Origin of the sequence: Naasia aerilata (genome assembly GCF_030296595.1) — a bacterium.
Classification (GTDB): domain Bacteria; phylum Actinomycetota; class Actinomycetes; order Actinomycetales; family Microbacteriaceae; genus Naasia; species Naasia aerilata.
Map to the genome: position 1 here is coordinate 2,670,429 of NZ_AP027731.1, position 13,860 is coordinate 2,684,288.

Annotated in this window: 5 protein-coding genes, 1 tRNA gene and 3 pseudogenes; 6 read left to right on the top strand and 3 right to left on the bottom strand. The window is 70.5% G+C overall.

All coding sequences use genetic code 11. From position 1 onward, the window contains the following. Nucleotides 1-172 precede the first annotated feature (172 nt). The 4 genes and pseudogenes from gltB (at nucleotide 173) to QUE51_RS13995 (ending at nucleotide 8,463) form a co-directional block, all read left to right on the top strand. Nucleotides 173-4,768 (top strand): glutamate synthase large subunit, encoded by a 4,596-nt coding sequence (gltB, locus tag QUE51_RS13980; RefSeq protein ID WP_434017208.1) that lies wholly within the window; start codon nucleotides 173-175, stop codon nucleotides 4,766-4,768. Next, nucleotides 4,761-6,217, top strand: a pseudogene (locus QUE51_RS13985) (glutamate synthase subunit beta). Before gltB ends, QUE51_RS13985 begins: the two are co-directional and overlap by 8 nt. Before the next feature lie 47 nt (nucleotides 6,218-6,264). Continuing rightward, nucleotides 6,265-7,706 (top strand): annotated as a pseudogene (gene pyk / locus QUE51_RS13990) (pyruvate kinase). Between the two features lie 4 nt (nucleotides 7,707-7,710). Beyond that, nucleotides 7,711-8,463 carry an alpha/beta fold hydrolase gene (locus tag QUE51_RS13995; protein WP_286276973.1) on the top strand — a complete coding sequence of 251 codons (753 nt, stop codon included), beginning with the start codon at nucleotides 7,711-7,713 and terminating at the stop codon, nucleotides 8,461-8,463. A gap of 340 nt (nucleotides 8,464-8,803) precedes the next feature. Here the strand turns inward: QUE51_RS13995 and QUE51_RS14000 are convergent. Next, nucleotides 8,804-8,886 (bottom strand) — tRNA-Leu (locus tag QUE51_RS14000). Nucleotides 8,887-8,936: 50 nt separating this feature from the next. Between QUE51_RS14000 and QUE51_RS14005 the strand changes: the two genes are divergently transcribed. Next, nucleotides 8,937-9,545: an ANTAR domain-containing response regulator gene (locus QUE51_RS14005; RefSeq protein ID WP_286276974.1), complete on the top strand. Its 609-nt coding sequence runs from the start codon at nucleotides 8,937-8,939 to the stop codon at nucleotides 9,543-9,545. Between the two features lie 77 nt (nucleotides 9,546-9,622). Here QUE51_RS14005 and QUE51_RS14010 read toward each other — a convergent pair whose 3' ends face one another. Both QUE51_RS14010 and QUE51_RS14015 read right to left on the bottom strand, forming a co-directional pair. Beyond that, nucleotides 9,623-10,549 (bottom strand): DUF559 domain-containing protein, encoded by a 927-nt coding sequence (locus tag QUE51_RS14010; protein ID WP_286276975.1) that lies wholly within the window; start codon nucleotides 10,547-10,549, stop codon nucleotides 9,623-9,625. Between the two features lie 140 nt (nucleotides 10,550-10,689). Beyond that, entirely contained in the window at nucleotides 10,690-11,115 is a 426-nt protein-coding gene (locus tag QUE51_RS14015; RefSeq protein WP_434017209.1) for a PaaI family thioesterase, read from the bottom strand. Between the two features lie 54 nt (nucleotides 11,116-11,169). On the opposite strand from QUE51_RS14015, the pseudogene polA reads away from it, so the two are divergent. Next, nucleotides 11,170-13,853: pseudogene (gene polA / locus QUE51_RS18440) on the top strand (DNA polymerase I). Nucleotides 13,854-13,860: the final 7 nt, after the last annotated feature.

Genomic DNA, 13,860 nt, shown 5'->3' on the forward strand with positions numbered 1-13,860 from the left:
GCCGATCCGGCCGGATTCCGTCGACATTCCGCCGAGGGCGCAGGAAGCGCCCAGCGCGCTCCTGTCCGAGCTGCTGCACAATGTAATGCTGGCCGTCTCAGCATCCCTTCCCTTTCCCATCCCCCTTCCCGGGCCAGCGCCGTCCCGCCCGATTCCGTGAGGAGGCCCGTCGATGACGTCCGCAACGCCTGAGCAGGTCGTATCGCCCTATCGGCGGTTCTCGACGACGCCGGACGCGCAGGGGATGTACGACCCGCGCGACGAGCGCGACTCCTGCGGTCTCGCGCTGGTCGCGACGATGCGGGGCACCCCGGGGCACGACATCATCTCCGCCGCGCTCGGCGCGCTGCGGAACCTGGAGCACCGCGGCGCGGTCGGCTCCGACGCGGGCACGGGCGACGGCGCCGGCATCCTGACCCAGGTGCCGGACGAGTTCCTCCGCGCCGTCGTCGACTTCGACCTCCCGCCCGCCGGCGAGTACGCGGTCGGCCTCGCCTTCCTGCCCACCGACGACGCCGAGCGGGAGAGCCTCAAGGCCGCCCTCGCCGCCATCGCGGAGGAGGAGAGCCTCGAGATCCTCGGCTGGCGGGAGGTGCCGCACCGGCCGGACGAGATCGGCAACCTGGCGCGCGGCGCCATGCCCGTGTTCGAGCAGATGTTCGTCACCAGCCGTCGGCACGACTCGGACGGCGTGCCCTTCGCGGGCATCCGCCTCGACCGGCAGGCGCTGCGCCTCCGCAAGCGCGCCGAGCGTGAGCGGGGCGCCTTCTTCTGCTCGCTCTCCAGTCGCACCCTCGTCTACAAGGGCATGGTCACGACGCTCCAGCTGGAGCCTTTCTATCCGGACCTCTCCGACCCCCGGTTCGCCTCGACCCTCGCGCTCGTGCACTCCCGGTACTCGACGAACACGTTCCCGTCCTGGCCGCTCGCGCAGCCGTTCCGGATGATCGCGCACAACGGAGAGATCAACACCATCCAGGGCAACCGCAACTGGATGCGCGCACGCCAGTCGCAGCTCGAGAGCGACCTGCTCGGCGACCTCACGCCGATGCTGCCGATCGTCACGCCCGGCGCCAGCGACTCCGCCTCGTTCGACGAGGTGGTCGAGCTGCTGAGCCTCAGCGGCCGGTCACTGCCGCACGCGGTCATGATGATGGTGCCGGAGGCGTGGGAGAACAACCCCGCCATGGACCCGGCCCGCCGCGCGTTCTACGAGTACCACTCCTTCCTCATGGAGCCCTGGGACGGCCCCGCCGCCATCACCTTCACCGACGGCGCGCTCGTCGGGGCGACCCTCGACCGCAACGGGCTCCGTCCCGGCCGGTACGTCGTGACCGACGACGGCCTCGTCGTCGCCGCGAGCGAGATCGGCGTCCTCGACATCGACCCCGCGCGCATCGTGCGCAAGGGGCGCCTGCGTCCCGGCCGCATGTTCGTCGTCGACACGGTCGCCGGCCGCATCATCGAGGACGACGAGCTGAAGAGCGACCTCGCCGCGGCCCAGCCGTGGGCGGAGTGGCTCGAGACCGGCCGCATCCACCTCGAGGACCTGCCGGAGCGCGAGCACATCGTGCACACGCCGGCGTCCGTCACGCGCCGCCAGCGCACCTTCGGCTACACCGAGGAGGAGGTCCACATCCTCCTCGAGCCCATGGCGCGCGCCGGGGCCGAGCCGCTCGGCGCGATGGGCTCCGACACCCCGATCGCCGTGCTGTCGGACCGGCCGCGGCTGCTCTTCGACTACTTCACGCAGCAGTTCGCACAGGTGACCAACCCGCCGCTCGACTCCATCCGCGAGGAGGTCGTCACCTCCCTCGGCACCGGTCTCGGGCCCGAGCTGAACCTGCTCGCCGAGGGCCCGGAGCACGCGCGTAAGGTCGTGCTCTCCTTCCCGGTCATCGACAACGACGAGCTGGCGAAGATCCACCACATCGACTCGTCGCCGGGCAGCGCGACGACAACTGTCGTCCGGGGCCTCTACCGGGTCGACGACGGACCGCAGGCGCTCGAGCGCCGCATCGATGCGATGTGCGCCGAGGTCGACGAGGCGATCGAGAACGGCGCGCAGTTCATCGTGCTATCCGACCGCGACTCGACCGCGGACCAGGCGCCCGTGCCGTCCCTCCTGATGACGGCCGCCGTCCACCACCACCTCATCCGCCGGGAGAACCGGATGAAGGTCGGCCTGATCGTCGAGGCGGGCGACGTGCGCGAGGTGCACCACGTCGCGCTGCTCATCGGTTACGGCGCGGCCGCGGTGAACCCGTACCTCGCCATGGAGACGTGCGAGCAGCTCGTCCGCAGCGGTCGCCTCTCCGGCATCAGCCCCGAGGACGCTGTCCACAACGTGATCAAGGCGCTCGGCAAGGGCGTGCTCAAGATCATGTCCAAGATGGGCATCTCGACGGTGTCCTCCTACTCGGGCGCCCAGGCGTTCGAGGCGGTCGGCCTCTCCGCCGAGTTCGTCGCCCAGTACTTCACCGGCACCACGTCGAAGCTCGGCGGCGTCGGCATGGACGTCATCGCGGCGGAGAACGCCGCGCGGCACCGTGCCGCGTACCCGGACGACCAGTCGTCGTTCGCCCACGAGCGGCTCTGGGTCGGCGGCGAGTACGCCTGGCGCCGCGGCGGACCGCCGCACCTGTTCAACCCGGACACCGTGTTCCGCCTCCAGCACGCGACGCGGAACCGGCGCTACGACATCTTCCGCGAGTACACGAAGCTCGTCGACGAGCAGGCGGAGAGCCTGCGCACCCTGCGCGGCCTGTTCTCGCTGCGCACGGGCACGCGCCCGGAGATCCCGCTCGACGAGGTGGAGCCCATCGAGAGCATCGTGCGCCGCTTCAACACGGGCGCGATGAGCTACGGCTCGATCTCGAAGGAGGCGCACGAGACGCTCGCGATCGCGATGAACCGCCTCGGCGGCCGCAGCAACACGGGGGAGGGCGGCGAGGACCTGGAGCGCCTCCTCGACCCGGAGCGGCGCAGCGCGATCAAGCAGGTGGCGTCCGGCCGGTTCGGCGTCACGAGCATGTACCTCACGCACGCGACCGACATCCAGATCAAGCTCGCCCAGGGCGCCAAGCCCGGTGAGGGCGGGCAGCTCCCGCCTGCGAAGGTGTACCCCTGGGTGGCGCGCACGCGGCACGCGACCGCGGGCGTCGGCCTGATCTCCCCGCCGCCGCACCACGACATCTACTCCATCGAGGACCTCAAGCAGCTGATCTTCGACCTCAAGCGGGCGAACCCCGAGGCGCGCATCCACACCAAGCTGGTGAGCCAGAACGGCATCGGCGCGGTCGCGGCGGGCGTCGCGAAGGCGAAGTCGGACGTGATCCTCGTCTCCGGCCACGACGGCGGAACGGGCGCCAGCCCGCTCAACTCGCTCAAGCACGCCGGCACCCCGTGGGAGCTCGGCCTCGCCGAGACGCAGCAGACGCTCATGCTCAACGGCCTGCGCGAGCGCGTCGTTGTCCAGGTCGACGGCCAGATGAAGAGCGGACGGGACGTCATCGTCGCCGCCCTGCTCGGCGCCGAGGAGTACGGCTTCGCCACGGCCCCGCTCGTCGTCGAGGGCTGCATCCTCATGCGGGTGTGCCACCTGGACACGTGCCCGGTCGGCGTCGCCACGCAGAACCCCGAGCTCCGCGCGCGCTTCAGCGGCAAGCCCGAGTTCGTCATCAACTTTTTCGAGTTCCTCGCGCAGGAGGTCCGGGAGATCCTCGCGAAGCTCGGGTACCGCAGCCTCGACGAGATCATCGGCCGCAACGACCTCCTCGACGTGGACCGGGCGATCGCGCACTGGAAGGCGGACGGGCTCGACCTCGCGCCGATCCTGGTCGGTCCGAAGTTCGCGCCCGGCGAGCCGCGGTACGGCCGCGTCGCGCAGGACCACGAGCTCGACGAGCACTTCGACAACCGCCTGCTCCGCCTCGCCGCGGACGTGCTCGACCACGGCGGGAAGGTCGAGATCGACCTGCCCATCCGCAACACCGAGCGCGCGGTCGGCACGATGCTCGGCCACGAGGTCACCAAGCGCTACGGCGTCAACGGCCTGCCCGAGGGGTCGATCGACGTGACCCTGCGCGGTTCGGCGGGTCAGTCCCTCGGCGCGTTCCTGCCTGGCGGCATCACGCTCCGGCTCATCGGCGACAGCAACGACTACGTCGGCAAGGGCCTCTCGGGCGGCTCGGTCATCCTGCGGCCGCCCGCCGAGGCGGGCTACGTGGCCGAGGAGAACGTGATCGCGGGCAACGTCATCGGCTACGGCGCCACTCAGGGCACCCTGTTCCTCCGCGGCATCGTGGGGGAGCGGTTCCTCGTTCGGAACTCGGGGGCGACCGCCGTCGTCGAGGGCGTCGGCGACCACGCGCTCGAGTACATGACCGGAGGCCTCGCCGTCATCCTCGGCTCGGTCGGGCGCAACCTCGGCGCCGGCATGTCCGGCGGCACCGCGTACGTGTGCGACCTGCGGCCGGAGAGCGTCAACACGGCGGCACTCGCCTCCGGCGAGCTGGGGCTCGAGCCCCTCGGCAGCGCCGACCAGGAGATCCTCCGCGACCTCCTCCAGCGCCACCTCGCCGAGACCGACTCGGACGTCGCCGCGCGCATGCTCGCCGACTTCGACGCGACCGTCGCGCGCTTCACGAAGGTGCTGCCGCGCGACTACGCCGCGGTCCTCGCCACCCGCCAGAGCGCCGTCGAAGAGGGGCTCGACCCCGACGGCGACGTCGTCTGGAACCGCATTCTCGAGGTGACACATGGCTGACCCCAAGGGCTTCCTCAAGGTCCGCGCGCGCGAGACCGCGCCGCGGCGCCCGGTGCCCGTCCGCATCATGGACTGGCGTGAGGTGTACGAGCCGCACGACCCGACCGTCATCCGCAGGCAGGCCGGCCGCTGCATGGACTGCGGCATCCCGTTCTGCCACCAGGGCTGCCCGCTCGGCAACCTCATCCCCGAGTGGAACGACCTCATGTGGCGCGGCGAGAACCGCGCCGCGGTCGAGCGCCTGCACGCGACCAACAACTTCCCCGAGTTCACCGGGAAGCTGTGCCCCGCTCCGTGCGAGTCGTCCTGCGTGCTGGGCATCAACCAGCCCGCGGTCACGATCAAGCAGGTCGAGGCCGCGATCGCGGAGGACGCCCTCGCCAACGGCTGGCTCGAGCCGCACCCGCCCCAGCGCCTGACGGGCAAGACGGTCGCCGTCGTCGGGTCTGGTCCCGCGGGCCTGGCCGCCGCCCAGCAGTTGACGCGCGCCGGGCACACGGTCGCCGTGTACGAGAGGGACGACCGCATCGGCGGCCTCCTCCGGTACGGCATCCCGGAGTTCAAGATGGAGAAGCGGATCCTCGAGACCCGTCTGGGTCAGATGCTCGCGGAGGGCACGCGCTTCCGCGCCGGCGTCAACATCGGCGTCGACATCAGCTGGGACGACCTGCGCGCCCGCTACGACGCCGTCGTGGTGTGCACGGGCGCCACCGTCCCGCGCGACCTGGACATCCCGGGTCGGGACCTCGATGGCGTGCACTTCGCCATGGAGTACCTGGTGCAGGCGAACCGGGCGGTCGCCGGCGACCAGGTGCACGGGCAGATCCTCGCCGAGGGCAAGCACGTCGTCATCCTCGGCGGCGGCGACACCGGCGCCGACTGCCTCGGCACTGCGCACCGCCAGGGCGCCGCCTCGGTCACCACGCTCGCGATCGGCAAGCAGCCCCCTCGGAGCGGCAGTCGAACCAGCCGTGGCCGATGTTCCCGGCGCTCTTCGAGGTCCAGACGGCGCACGAGGAGGGCGGCGAGCGCATGTACCTCGCCTCCACCGTCGAGTTCCTCAACGACGGCGAGGGCAACGTGCGCGCCATCCGCGTCGCCGAGACCGAGTACCTCGACGGCCGTCGCGTGCCCAAGGCCGGCACCGAGCGCGAGATCCCGGCCGACCTGGTCCTGCTCGCCCTGGGCTTCACCGGACCGGAGAGCACCGAGCTCGCCGACCAGCTGGCGCTGCCCTTCGACGAGCGCGGTAACGTGGAGCGCGCGGGCGACTACCAGACCAGTCACCCCGGCGTGTTCGTCGCCGGGGATGCCGGTCGCGGCCAGTCGCTCATCGTGTGGGCCATCGCGGAAGGGCGTGCGGCCGCTTCGGCGGTCGACGCCTACCTCGAGGGCGGAACGGAGCTCCCGTTCCCGGTCCGGCCCACCGACCGCGCACTCGCGGTCTGACCTTCGCGCCACGAGCGCGCATCGAACGGAAGAGGAAACACCCCCGCATGAGACGAGCCAAGATCGTCGCAACGCTCGGTCCCGCAACGTCGAGCTATGAGCAGATCCGCGCGATCATCGACGCCGGGGTGGATGTCGCCCGGCTGAACCTCAGCCATGGCGACTACTCGGTGCACGAGGCGGTCTACGCCAACGTGCGCAAGGCGTCCGAGGACAGCGGCCGCGCCGTCGGCATCCTCGTTGACCTGCAGGGGCCGAAGATCCGCCTGGGCCGCTTCGAGGACGGGCCGTACGAGCTCGCCGAGGGCGACACCTTCAAGATCACGACCAAGGACATCGTCGGCAACAAGGACATCGTCGGCACCACGTTCAAGGGCCTGCCCGCCGATGTGAAGCCGGGCGATCCGCTGCTGATCGACGACGGCAAGGTCCGCGTCCGCGTGACCGGCACCGACGGCACCACTGTGACGACCGAGGTCGTCGTGGCCGGGCCGGTCAGCAACAACAAGGGCATCAACCTGCCGGGCGTGGCCGTCAACGTGCCGGCACTGTCCGAGAAGGACGAGGCGGACCTCCGCTGGGGCCTCCGCATCGGCGCCGACTTCATCGCGCTGTCGTTCGTCCGCAGCGCGGACGACATCCGCCGTGTGCACGAGATCATGGACGAGGAGAAGCGCCGCGTCCCGGTCATCGCCAAGATCGAGAAGCCCCAGGCGGTCGACGCGCTCGAGGGCATCGTCGACGCGTTCGACGCGATCATGGTCGCCCGCGGCGACCTCGGCGTCGAGCTGCCACTCGAGGCGGTGCCCATCGTGCAGAAGCACGCCGTCGAGCTGGCGCGCCGGATGGCGAAGCCGGTCATCGTGGCGACGCAGATGCTCGAGTCGATGATCCACAGCCCCGTGCCGACCCGCGCCGAGACGTCCGACGTCGCGAACGCGGTCCTCGACGGCGCCGACGCCGTGATGCTCTCGGGCGAGACGAGCGTGGGGAGTACCCCGTCGTCACGGTCCAGACCATGGCGCGCATCATCACCTCGACGGAGGACCACGGCCTCGAGCGCGTCCCGCCGCTCGGCACCAAGCCGCGCACCCAGGGCGGCGCGATGACCCTCGCGGCGGCCGAGGTCGCCGAGTTCGTCGGCGCGAAGTACCTGTGCGTGTTCACCGAGTCCGGCGACTCCGCCCGGCGCATGTCGCGGCTGCGCTCGCCCATCCCGATGAAGGCGTTCACGCCGGAGCCGGGCATCCGCAACCGCATGGCCCTGACCTGGGGCATCGAGTCGTTCCTGGTGCCGCGCGTGAAGCACACCGACCAGATGTTCCACCAGGTCGAGGAGGTCATGATGCGCGAGGGCCTCGCCGAGGTGGGCGACAAGGTCGTCGTGATCTCCGGCTCCCCTCCCGGAATCCCCGGCTCGACGAACGACGTGCGGGTGCACCGCATGGGCGACGCGACGCTCGGAGCCGCTCCAGTCTGGGCCGAGTAACCCCGTGCCGGCGCTGACGGCGACGCCGCTCGGCGGCGCGGCCGACGCGACGGTCCTGCTGCTCCTCCCGAGCCTCGGCGGAAGCTACGAGGATTGGCGGCCCGCCGCCGCGCTTCTCGCGGAGCGCTGGCGCGTCTTCGGCGTGGACCTGCCCGGCCACGGCGCGTCCGCGATCGCCGAGGAGCCGTTCACGATCGCGGACCTCGCGCAGGGCGTCCTCGACGTGGTCGACGAGCTCGACGTCGACGACTTCGGCGTGGTCGGCACCTCGCTCGGCGGCGCCGTGGTGCAGGAGCTCGCCCTCGCGGATCCGGAGGGACTCGTCTTCACCGGCGTCGTCTGCGCCGCGCCGCGGATGGGCGACCGCGACTCCTGGCAGGAGCGCGCCGCGGCCGTCCGTCGGCGCGGAACCGGATCGCTGGTCGGGTCCCTCGCCGAGCGCTGGTTCACGCCCGGCTTCGCGACCGCGCATCCCGAGGTCGTCGGCCGGGTGCTCGCGGGAGTCGCCGCCACCGACGACGAGAGCTACGCCCTCTGCTGTGAGGCGCTGGGGGAGTGGGACGCGCGCGAGCGGATCCTCGCGATCTCCGTCCCCGTCCTCGCCGTACGGGGCGAGAACGATCCGACCGCGACCGAGGAGGCCATGCGGCCGCTGCTCCGGGCGCCGGGCGTGACGGAGCGGGTGATCCCACGCGTGCGCCATCAGGCCGCGATCGAGGCGCCGGATGCGGTCGCCGCGGCGCTGCTCGGCGGGTAGCGGGGGCGGCTTCGGCGCTTCAATAGGACGCTCAGCGCCTGCGGATCCTTCAGCAGGACTTTGCGCGCCTGCCCTTCCCCTCAGCAGGAATCGGTGCGCGACCGCTCATCCCATCAGCAGGACTTTGTGCGCTGAGCAGGACGAAACGGCGCCCCAGGTCCTGCTTGCGGCACGAAGTCCTGCTGAAGCGTCAGTGCCGGGTCGTGGGACTCGAACCCCGTCCCCGGCGAACGGCCTTCGCCGCTGCGCGGCTCAGGGGCCGTTCGCGCGTGGGCCCGGTGTGCGTCTCGCCCACCACACACACGCCACGTTGCCCCGCCGTTGGCGGTGCAACGTGTCGTGCCGGTGGTGAGACTCGAACTCACACGCCCTTGCGGGCGGAGCATTTTGAGTGCCCTGCGTCTGCCATTCCGCCACACCGGCCCGTCCCGCCCGGGGGCCGACCGGGCCTCACGATACCGTAGGCTTTCCCCGTGGCAGACCAGGCTGAAGCATCCTCGGCTCCCCGACGCGTCGTCGTCGCTGAGGACGAATCGCTGATCCGGCTCGACATCGTCGAGACTCTCCGGGACAACGGATTCGAGGTCGTCGGCGAGGCCGGAGACGGCGAGACGGCCGTGGCCCTCGCGACCGAGCTGCGTCCCGACCTCGTCGTCATGGACGTGAAGATGCCGCAGCTGGACGGCATCTCCGCCGCCGAGCGGCTCAGCAAGAACCGCATCGCCCCGGTCGTGCTGCTCACGGCGTTCAGCCAGAAGGAGCTCGTCGAGCGAGCCAGCGAGGCCGGCGCGCTCGCCTACGTGGTGAAGCCGTTCACGCCGAACGACCTGCTTCCCGCGATCGAGATCGCGCTCAGCCGCTACCAGCAGATCGTGACGCTCGAGGCCGAGGTCGCCGACATGGTCGAGCGCTTCGAGACCCGCAAGCTCGTTGACCGCGCCAAGGGCCTCCTCAACGAGAAGATGGGCCTGTCCGAGCCGGACGCGTTCCGCTGGATCCAGAAGGCCTCCATGGACCGCCGCCTCACCATGCGCGACGTGGCCCAGGCGATCATCGAGCAGCTCTCCGCCCCCAAGAAGTAGCCTCGCGCCGCGCGGAGGGCCGACTTGCCAAAAAGTCCCGCTATTCGACCGGTTTAGCGAGACTTTTCGGCAAGTCGCTATCGTGGCGCAGGCGGTCCGGACGCGAGACGGCTGGCGATGCGCGAAACCGTTTCGGCGGGGCGTTGAGCCAGGTCGTCGGCCGTCACACGCACCGTCGTCCATGCCTCATCCTCGAGCCGCTCGCGCCTGACGATGTCGTTGCGGAACGTTCGGACATCGGTCCGGTGGTAGTCGCCCTCGTACTCGATGACCAGGCGGGCTCGCCGGTAGACGAGATCGCACTCCGCGACGAAGGCGCCGTTCCTGTCATAGATGCGTTCGTTCAGGGACGGCTCGGGAAGGCCTGCTCGGACGAGGAGGAGGCGCAGCCGGGTCTCGCCCGGCGACCGCACGCCAGGACGCACCTCCGCCCACGAATCCCGGAGGCGTCCGATGCATGGGCGGTCGTCCAGCTGCACTGCAGCCGACATCGCCGCGGCAGCCTCGTCCCGTCGCGCGGTGCCTTTGCTGAGCAGCGCGTCTCCCACCTCAATGAGCTCGTCGACCGTCAGCATCGTTGCCAGTTGGCACCACGTCTCCACGGGGCTGGCCACGGGCATCCCGTCGAGGAGCCGGATCAGTCCCGCGCGAGGGATCAACTGATGCCCCTTGGCTCCCGCGACGCGAACGGCTCGACCCGGAGCGAGCACCGACACATGGACCGTCGGATCCTCCCCGAGACGCTGCGGTAGCGGCAGGCCGTGCAGTGCGGCGCTCGTCGTGTGGCTGAAGAACTGCCCGCTTCGGAGCCGCGGCAGGTAGGCGTCACATCGAGCGCGCACATCGTGCTGCGACTCGCTGATGGCTCGAACTCCGTGGAACGGCCGGGCGAGGTCGGACCGGTAGAGGCGGCCACGGCGCACCCCTGCTCGGCGCGCCTCCGCGACGCTGAAGGGGCCGAGATCCAAGGGCTGAGGAAGTGCTTCCGGTTCGCGCATCGGCATACCGTGCCGACTCACTGACCGTTCCGCTTCCGTTGTCCACACCGCGGGAACGACTTGCCGAAAAGTCCCGCTAAGAAGCGCGTTTAGCGGGACTTTTGGCAAGTCGACCAACCCGGCCCGCCGTCCGCGCGACCCGGGCGCTACTCGTCGCGGAGCATGTTGGTCATCCGGATCGTCGAGAGCCGGCGGCCCTGATCATCCCGGACCACCGTCTGGTGCGTCGTGAGGGTGCGGCCGAGGACCAGCGCCTCGCACGTCGCCGTGACCCAGCCTTCGGTCACCGAGCGGGAGTGGGTGGCGTTGATCTCGATGCCCACGGCATACCTGCCCCGGCCCGCATGGATGGCCGACGAGATCGAGCCGAGCGCCTCGCCCAGGACCACGTGGGCCCCGCCGTGCAGCAGCCCGACGACCTGGCGATTGCCCTCCACGGGCATGCGCGCGACGGAATGCGACGCGGACAGCTCGACGAACTCGACGCCCATCTTCCGCGTCAGCTCGCCGCCTCCTGAGGTCACCAGGCGCTCGACGAGCTCGGGATCCATGTCCTCAGGGAAGGTCGTCATCGGGGTCCTTCCGGCCGCTCCGGCCGTGTCGTCGGCCGCGGCTAGGCTGGCACCGTGTCAGAGAGCGATCAGCCTACCCTCCTGTTGATCGACGGTCATTCCCTCGCTTTCCGGGCCTTCTACGCGCTCCCGGTCGACAGCTTCCAGGCCTCGAACGGGCAGCACACGAACGCGATCCACGGCTTCCTGTCGATGCTCATCGTGCTGCTGCAGAAGGAGAAGCCGACCCATCTGGGTGTCGCGTTCGACATCTCGCGCGCCTCGTTCCGCACGCGGGACTACCCGGAGTACAAGGGCACCCGCAGCGAGACGCCGTCCGAGTTCGTGGGCCAGGTGCCGCTGCTGCAGGATGCGCTCAAGGCCATGAACGTCCCCACGATGACGAAGGAGGACTTCGAGGCCGACGACATCCTCGCGACCCTCGCGAAGCGGGGCCGGGAGGAGGGCTTCAAGGTCCTCGTGGTCTCCGGCGACCGGGACACCATCCAGCTCGTGAACGAGGACGTCACGCTCCTCTACCCCTCCCGGCAGGGCGTCACCGACCTCACTCGATACGACACCGAGAAGGTGCACGCCCGCTACGGCATCGAGCCCTGGCAGTACCCCGACATCGCTGCCCTCGTCGGCGAGACGAGCGACAACCTGCCCGGCATCGACAAGGTCGGCGAGAAGACGGCCCTGAAGTGGCTGACCCAGTACGGCAGCCTCGACGAGATCCTCGCCCACGCCGACGAGATCAAGGGCGTCGTCGGCAACAACCTCCGCGAGCAGCGGGACCGCGCCGAGCGGAACCGGCGCCTCAACCGGCTGATCGACGACCTCGAGCTGGAGACCGGGCCGCACGACCTGGAGCGCAAGCCCTTCGACATCAAAGCCCTCCGCGACCTGCTCGGCGGCCTGCAGATGCGCAACATCCTCGACCGCCTGCTGAAGCTGGAGGGGAGACGCAGTCGGCGTCCTCCGCCTCGACCCCCGAGGCGCTCATCAAGGAGGAGCCCAGCACCGCACCTCCGGCCCCGACCCCGCAGGTGCACCGCGGCGACCGGCTCGCCGCCTGGCTGCGCCGCCAGACCGAGCAGCACCCGGGCGGGCTGGCCCTGACCCTCGAGCTCTCCGGCGACCGGGTCATCGGCGCGGGCATCGCTGGAGAGACGGAATCGGCCATCGTGCCGTGGGAGCCGGGCAGCGCCGACTGGGTTCCGTTCGAGGAGTGGCTCGCGAGCCCCGAGCGCAAGCTGATGCACGACGCGAAGCCCCAGCTGAAGGCGCTGACCTCCGCGGGACTCGCGCTGGGCGGACTCGCCTTCGACAGCCTCATCGCGGGCTGGCTGCTCCGGCCGAGCGGCATCGACAAGACCCTCGCCGACCTGGTCCGGCGCTACCTCGCCGAGGAGCTGCCGGTCTCGGACCCCAACCAGCTGGTTCCCGCGGACGACGGAGCGGGCGTCGCCACCGAGGCGTGGTTCACCTTCCGGGTCGTCGACTCGCTGCGGGGTGTGCTCGACGAGCGGGACACGCGGGTCCTCAGCGAGATCGAGCTGCCGACCCTCCGGGTGCTCGCGCGCATGGAGACCAACGGCGTCGCGATCGACGCGCCGCTGCTCGGATCCCTCTCCGCGGAGCTGGGCCAGCGGATCGACGGGCTCGCCGCCGAGGCGTTCCAGGTGCTCGGTCACGAGCTCAACCTGGGCTCGCCCAAGCAGCTCCAGCAGGTGCTGTTCGAGGAGCTCGGGATGCCGAAGACCCGGTCGACCAAGACCGGCTACTCGACCGACGCGGACTCCCTCGCCGACCTCATGGAGTCGAACCCGCACCCCTTCGTCGACCTGCTCCTGCAGCACCGCGACGCGAGCAAGCTGCGGCAGATCATCGACACCCTCGAGCGCGGCATCGGCCCGGACGGCCGCATCCACACCACGTACGCCCAGACGGGCACGACCACCGGGCGGATCTCCTCCAACGATCCCAACCTGCAGAACATCCCCATCCGGGCCGACGAGGGCCGCCGGATGCGCGCCGCGTTCATGCGCGGCGACGGCTACGAGACCCTCCTCACCGCCGACTACTCGCAGATCGAGATGCGGATCATGGCGCACCTGTCGCAGGACGAGGGGCTCATCGAGGCCTTCAACAGCGGCGAGGACCTGCACCGCTTCGTCGGCTCGCGCGTGTTCGGCGTCGAACCGCCCGAGGTGTCGCCGGCCATGCGCACCAAGGTGAAGGCGATGTCGTACGGTCTGGCCTACGGGCTCTCCGCCTTCGGCCTCTCGAAGCAGCTGCGCATCGACACGAGCGAGGCGCGGCAGCTCATGACCGACTACTTCGCCCGCTTCGGGGCCGTGCGCGACTACCTCCGGAACGTGGTCGAGCAGGCGCGCGCGGACGGCTACACCGAGACGATCTTCGGACGGCGCCGCCCGTTCCCGGATCTCAACAGCCCCAACCGCGTGCTGCGGGACAACGCGGAGCGCCAGGCGCTCAACGCACCGATCCAGGGCTCGGCGGCCGACATCATGAAGATCGCCATGATCGAGATCGCTGCGGACATGCGGCAGCAAGAGCTCGAATCGCGCATGCTGCTCCAGGTGCACGACGAGCTCGTGTTCGAGGTCGCGGCGGGGGAGTGGGATGCCCTCGCCGGCATTGTCACCACCCGCATGGGCTCCGCCGCCCAGCTGCGCGTCCCGCTCGACGTGCAGCTCGGACGCGGCGACAACTGGGACGAAGCGGCCCACTGATCCGCTC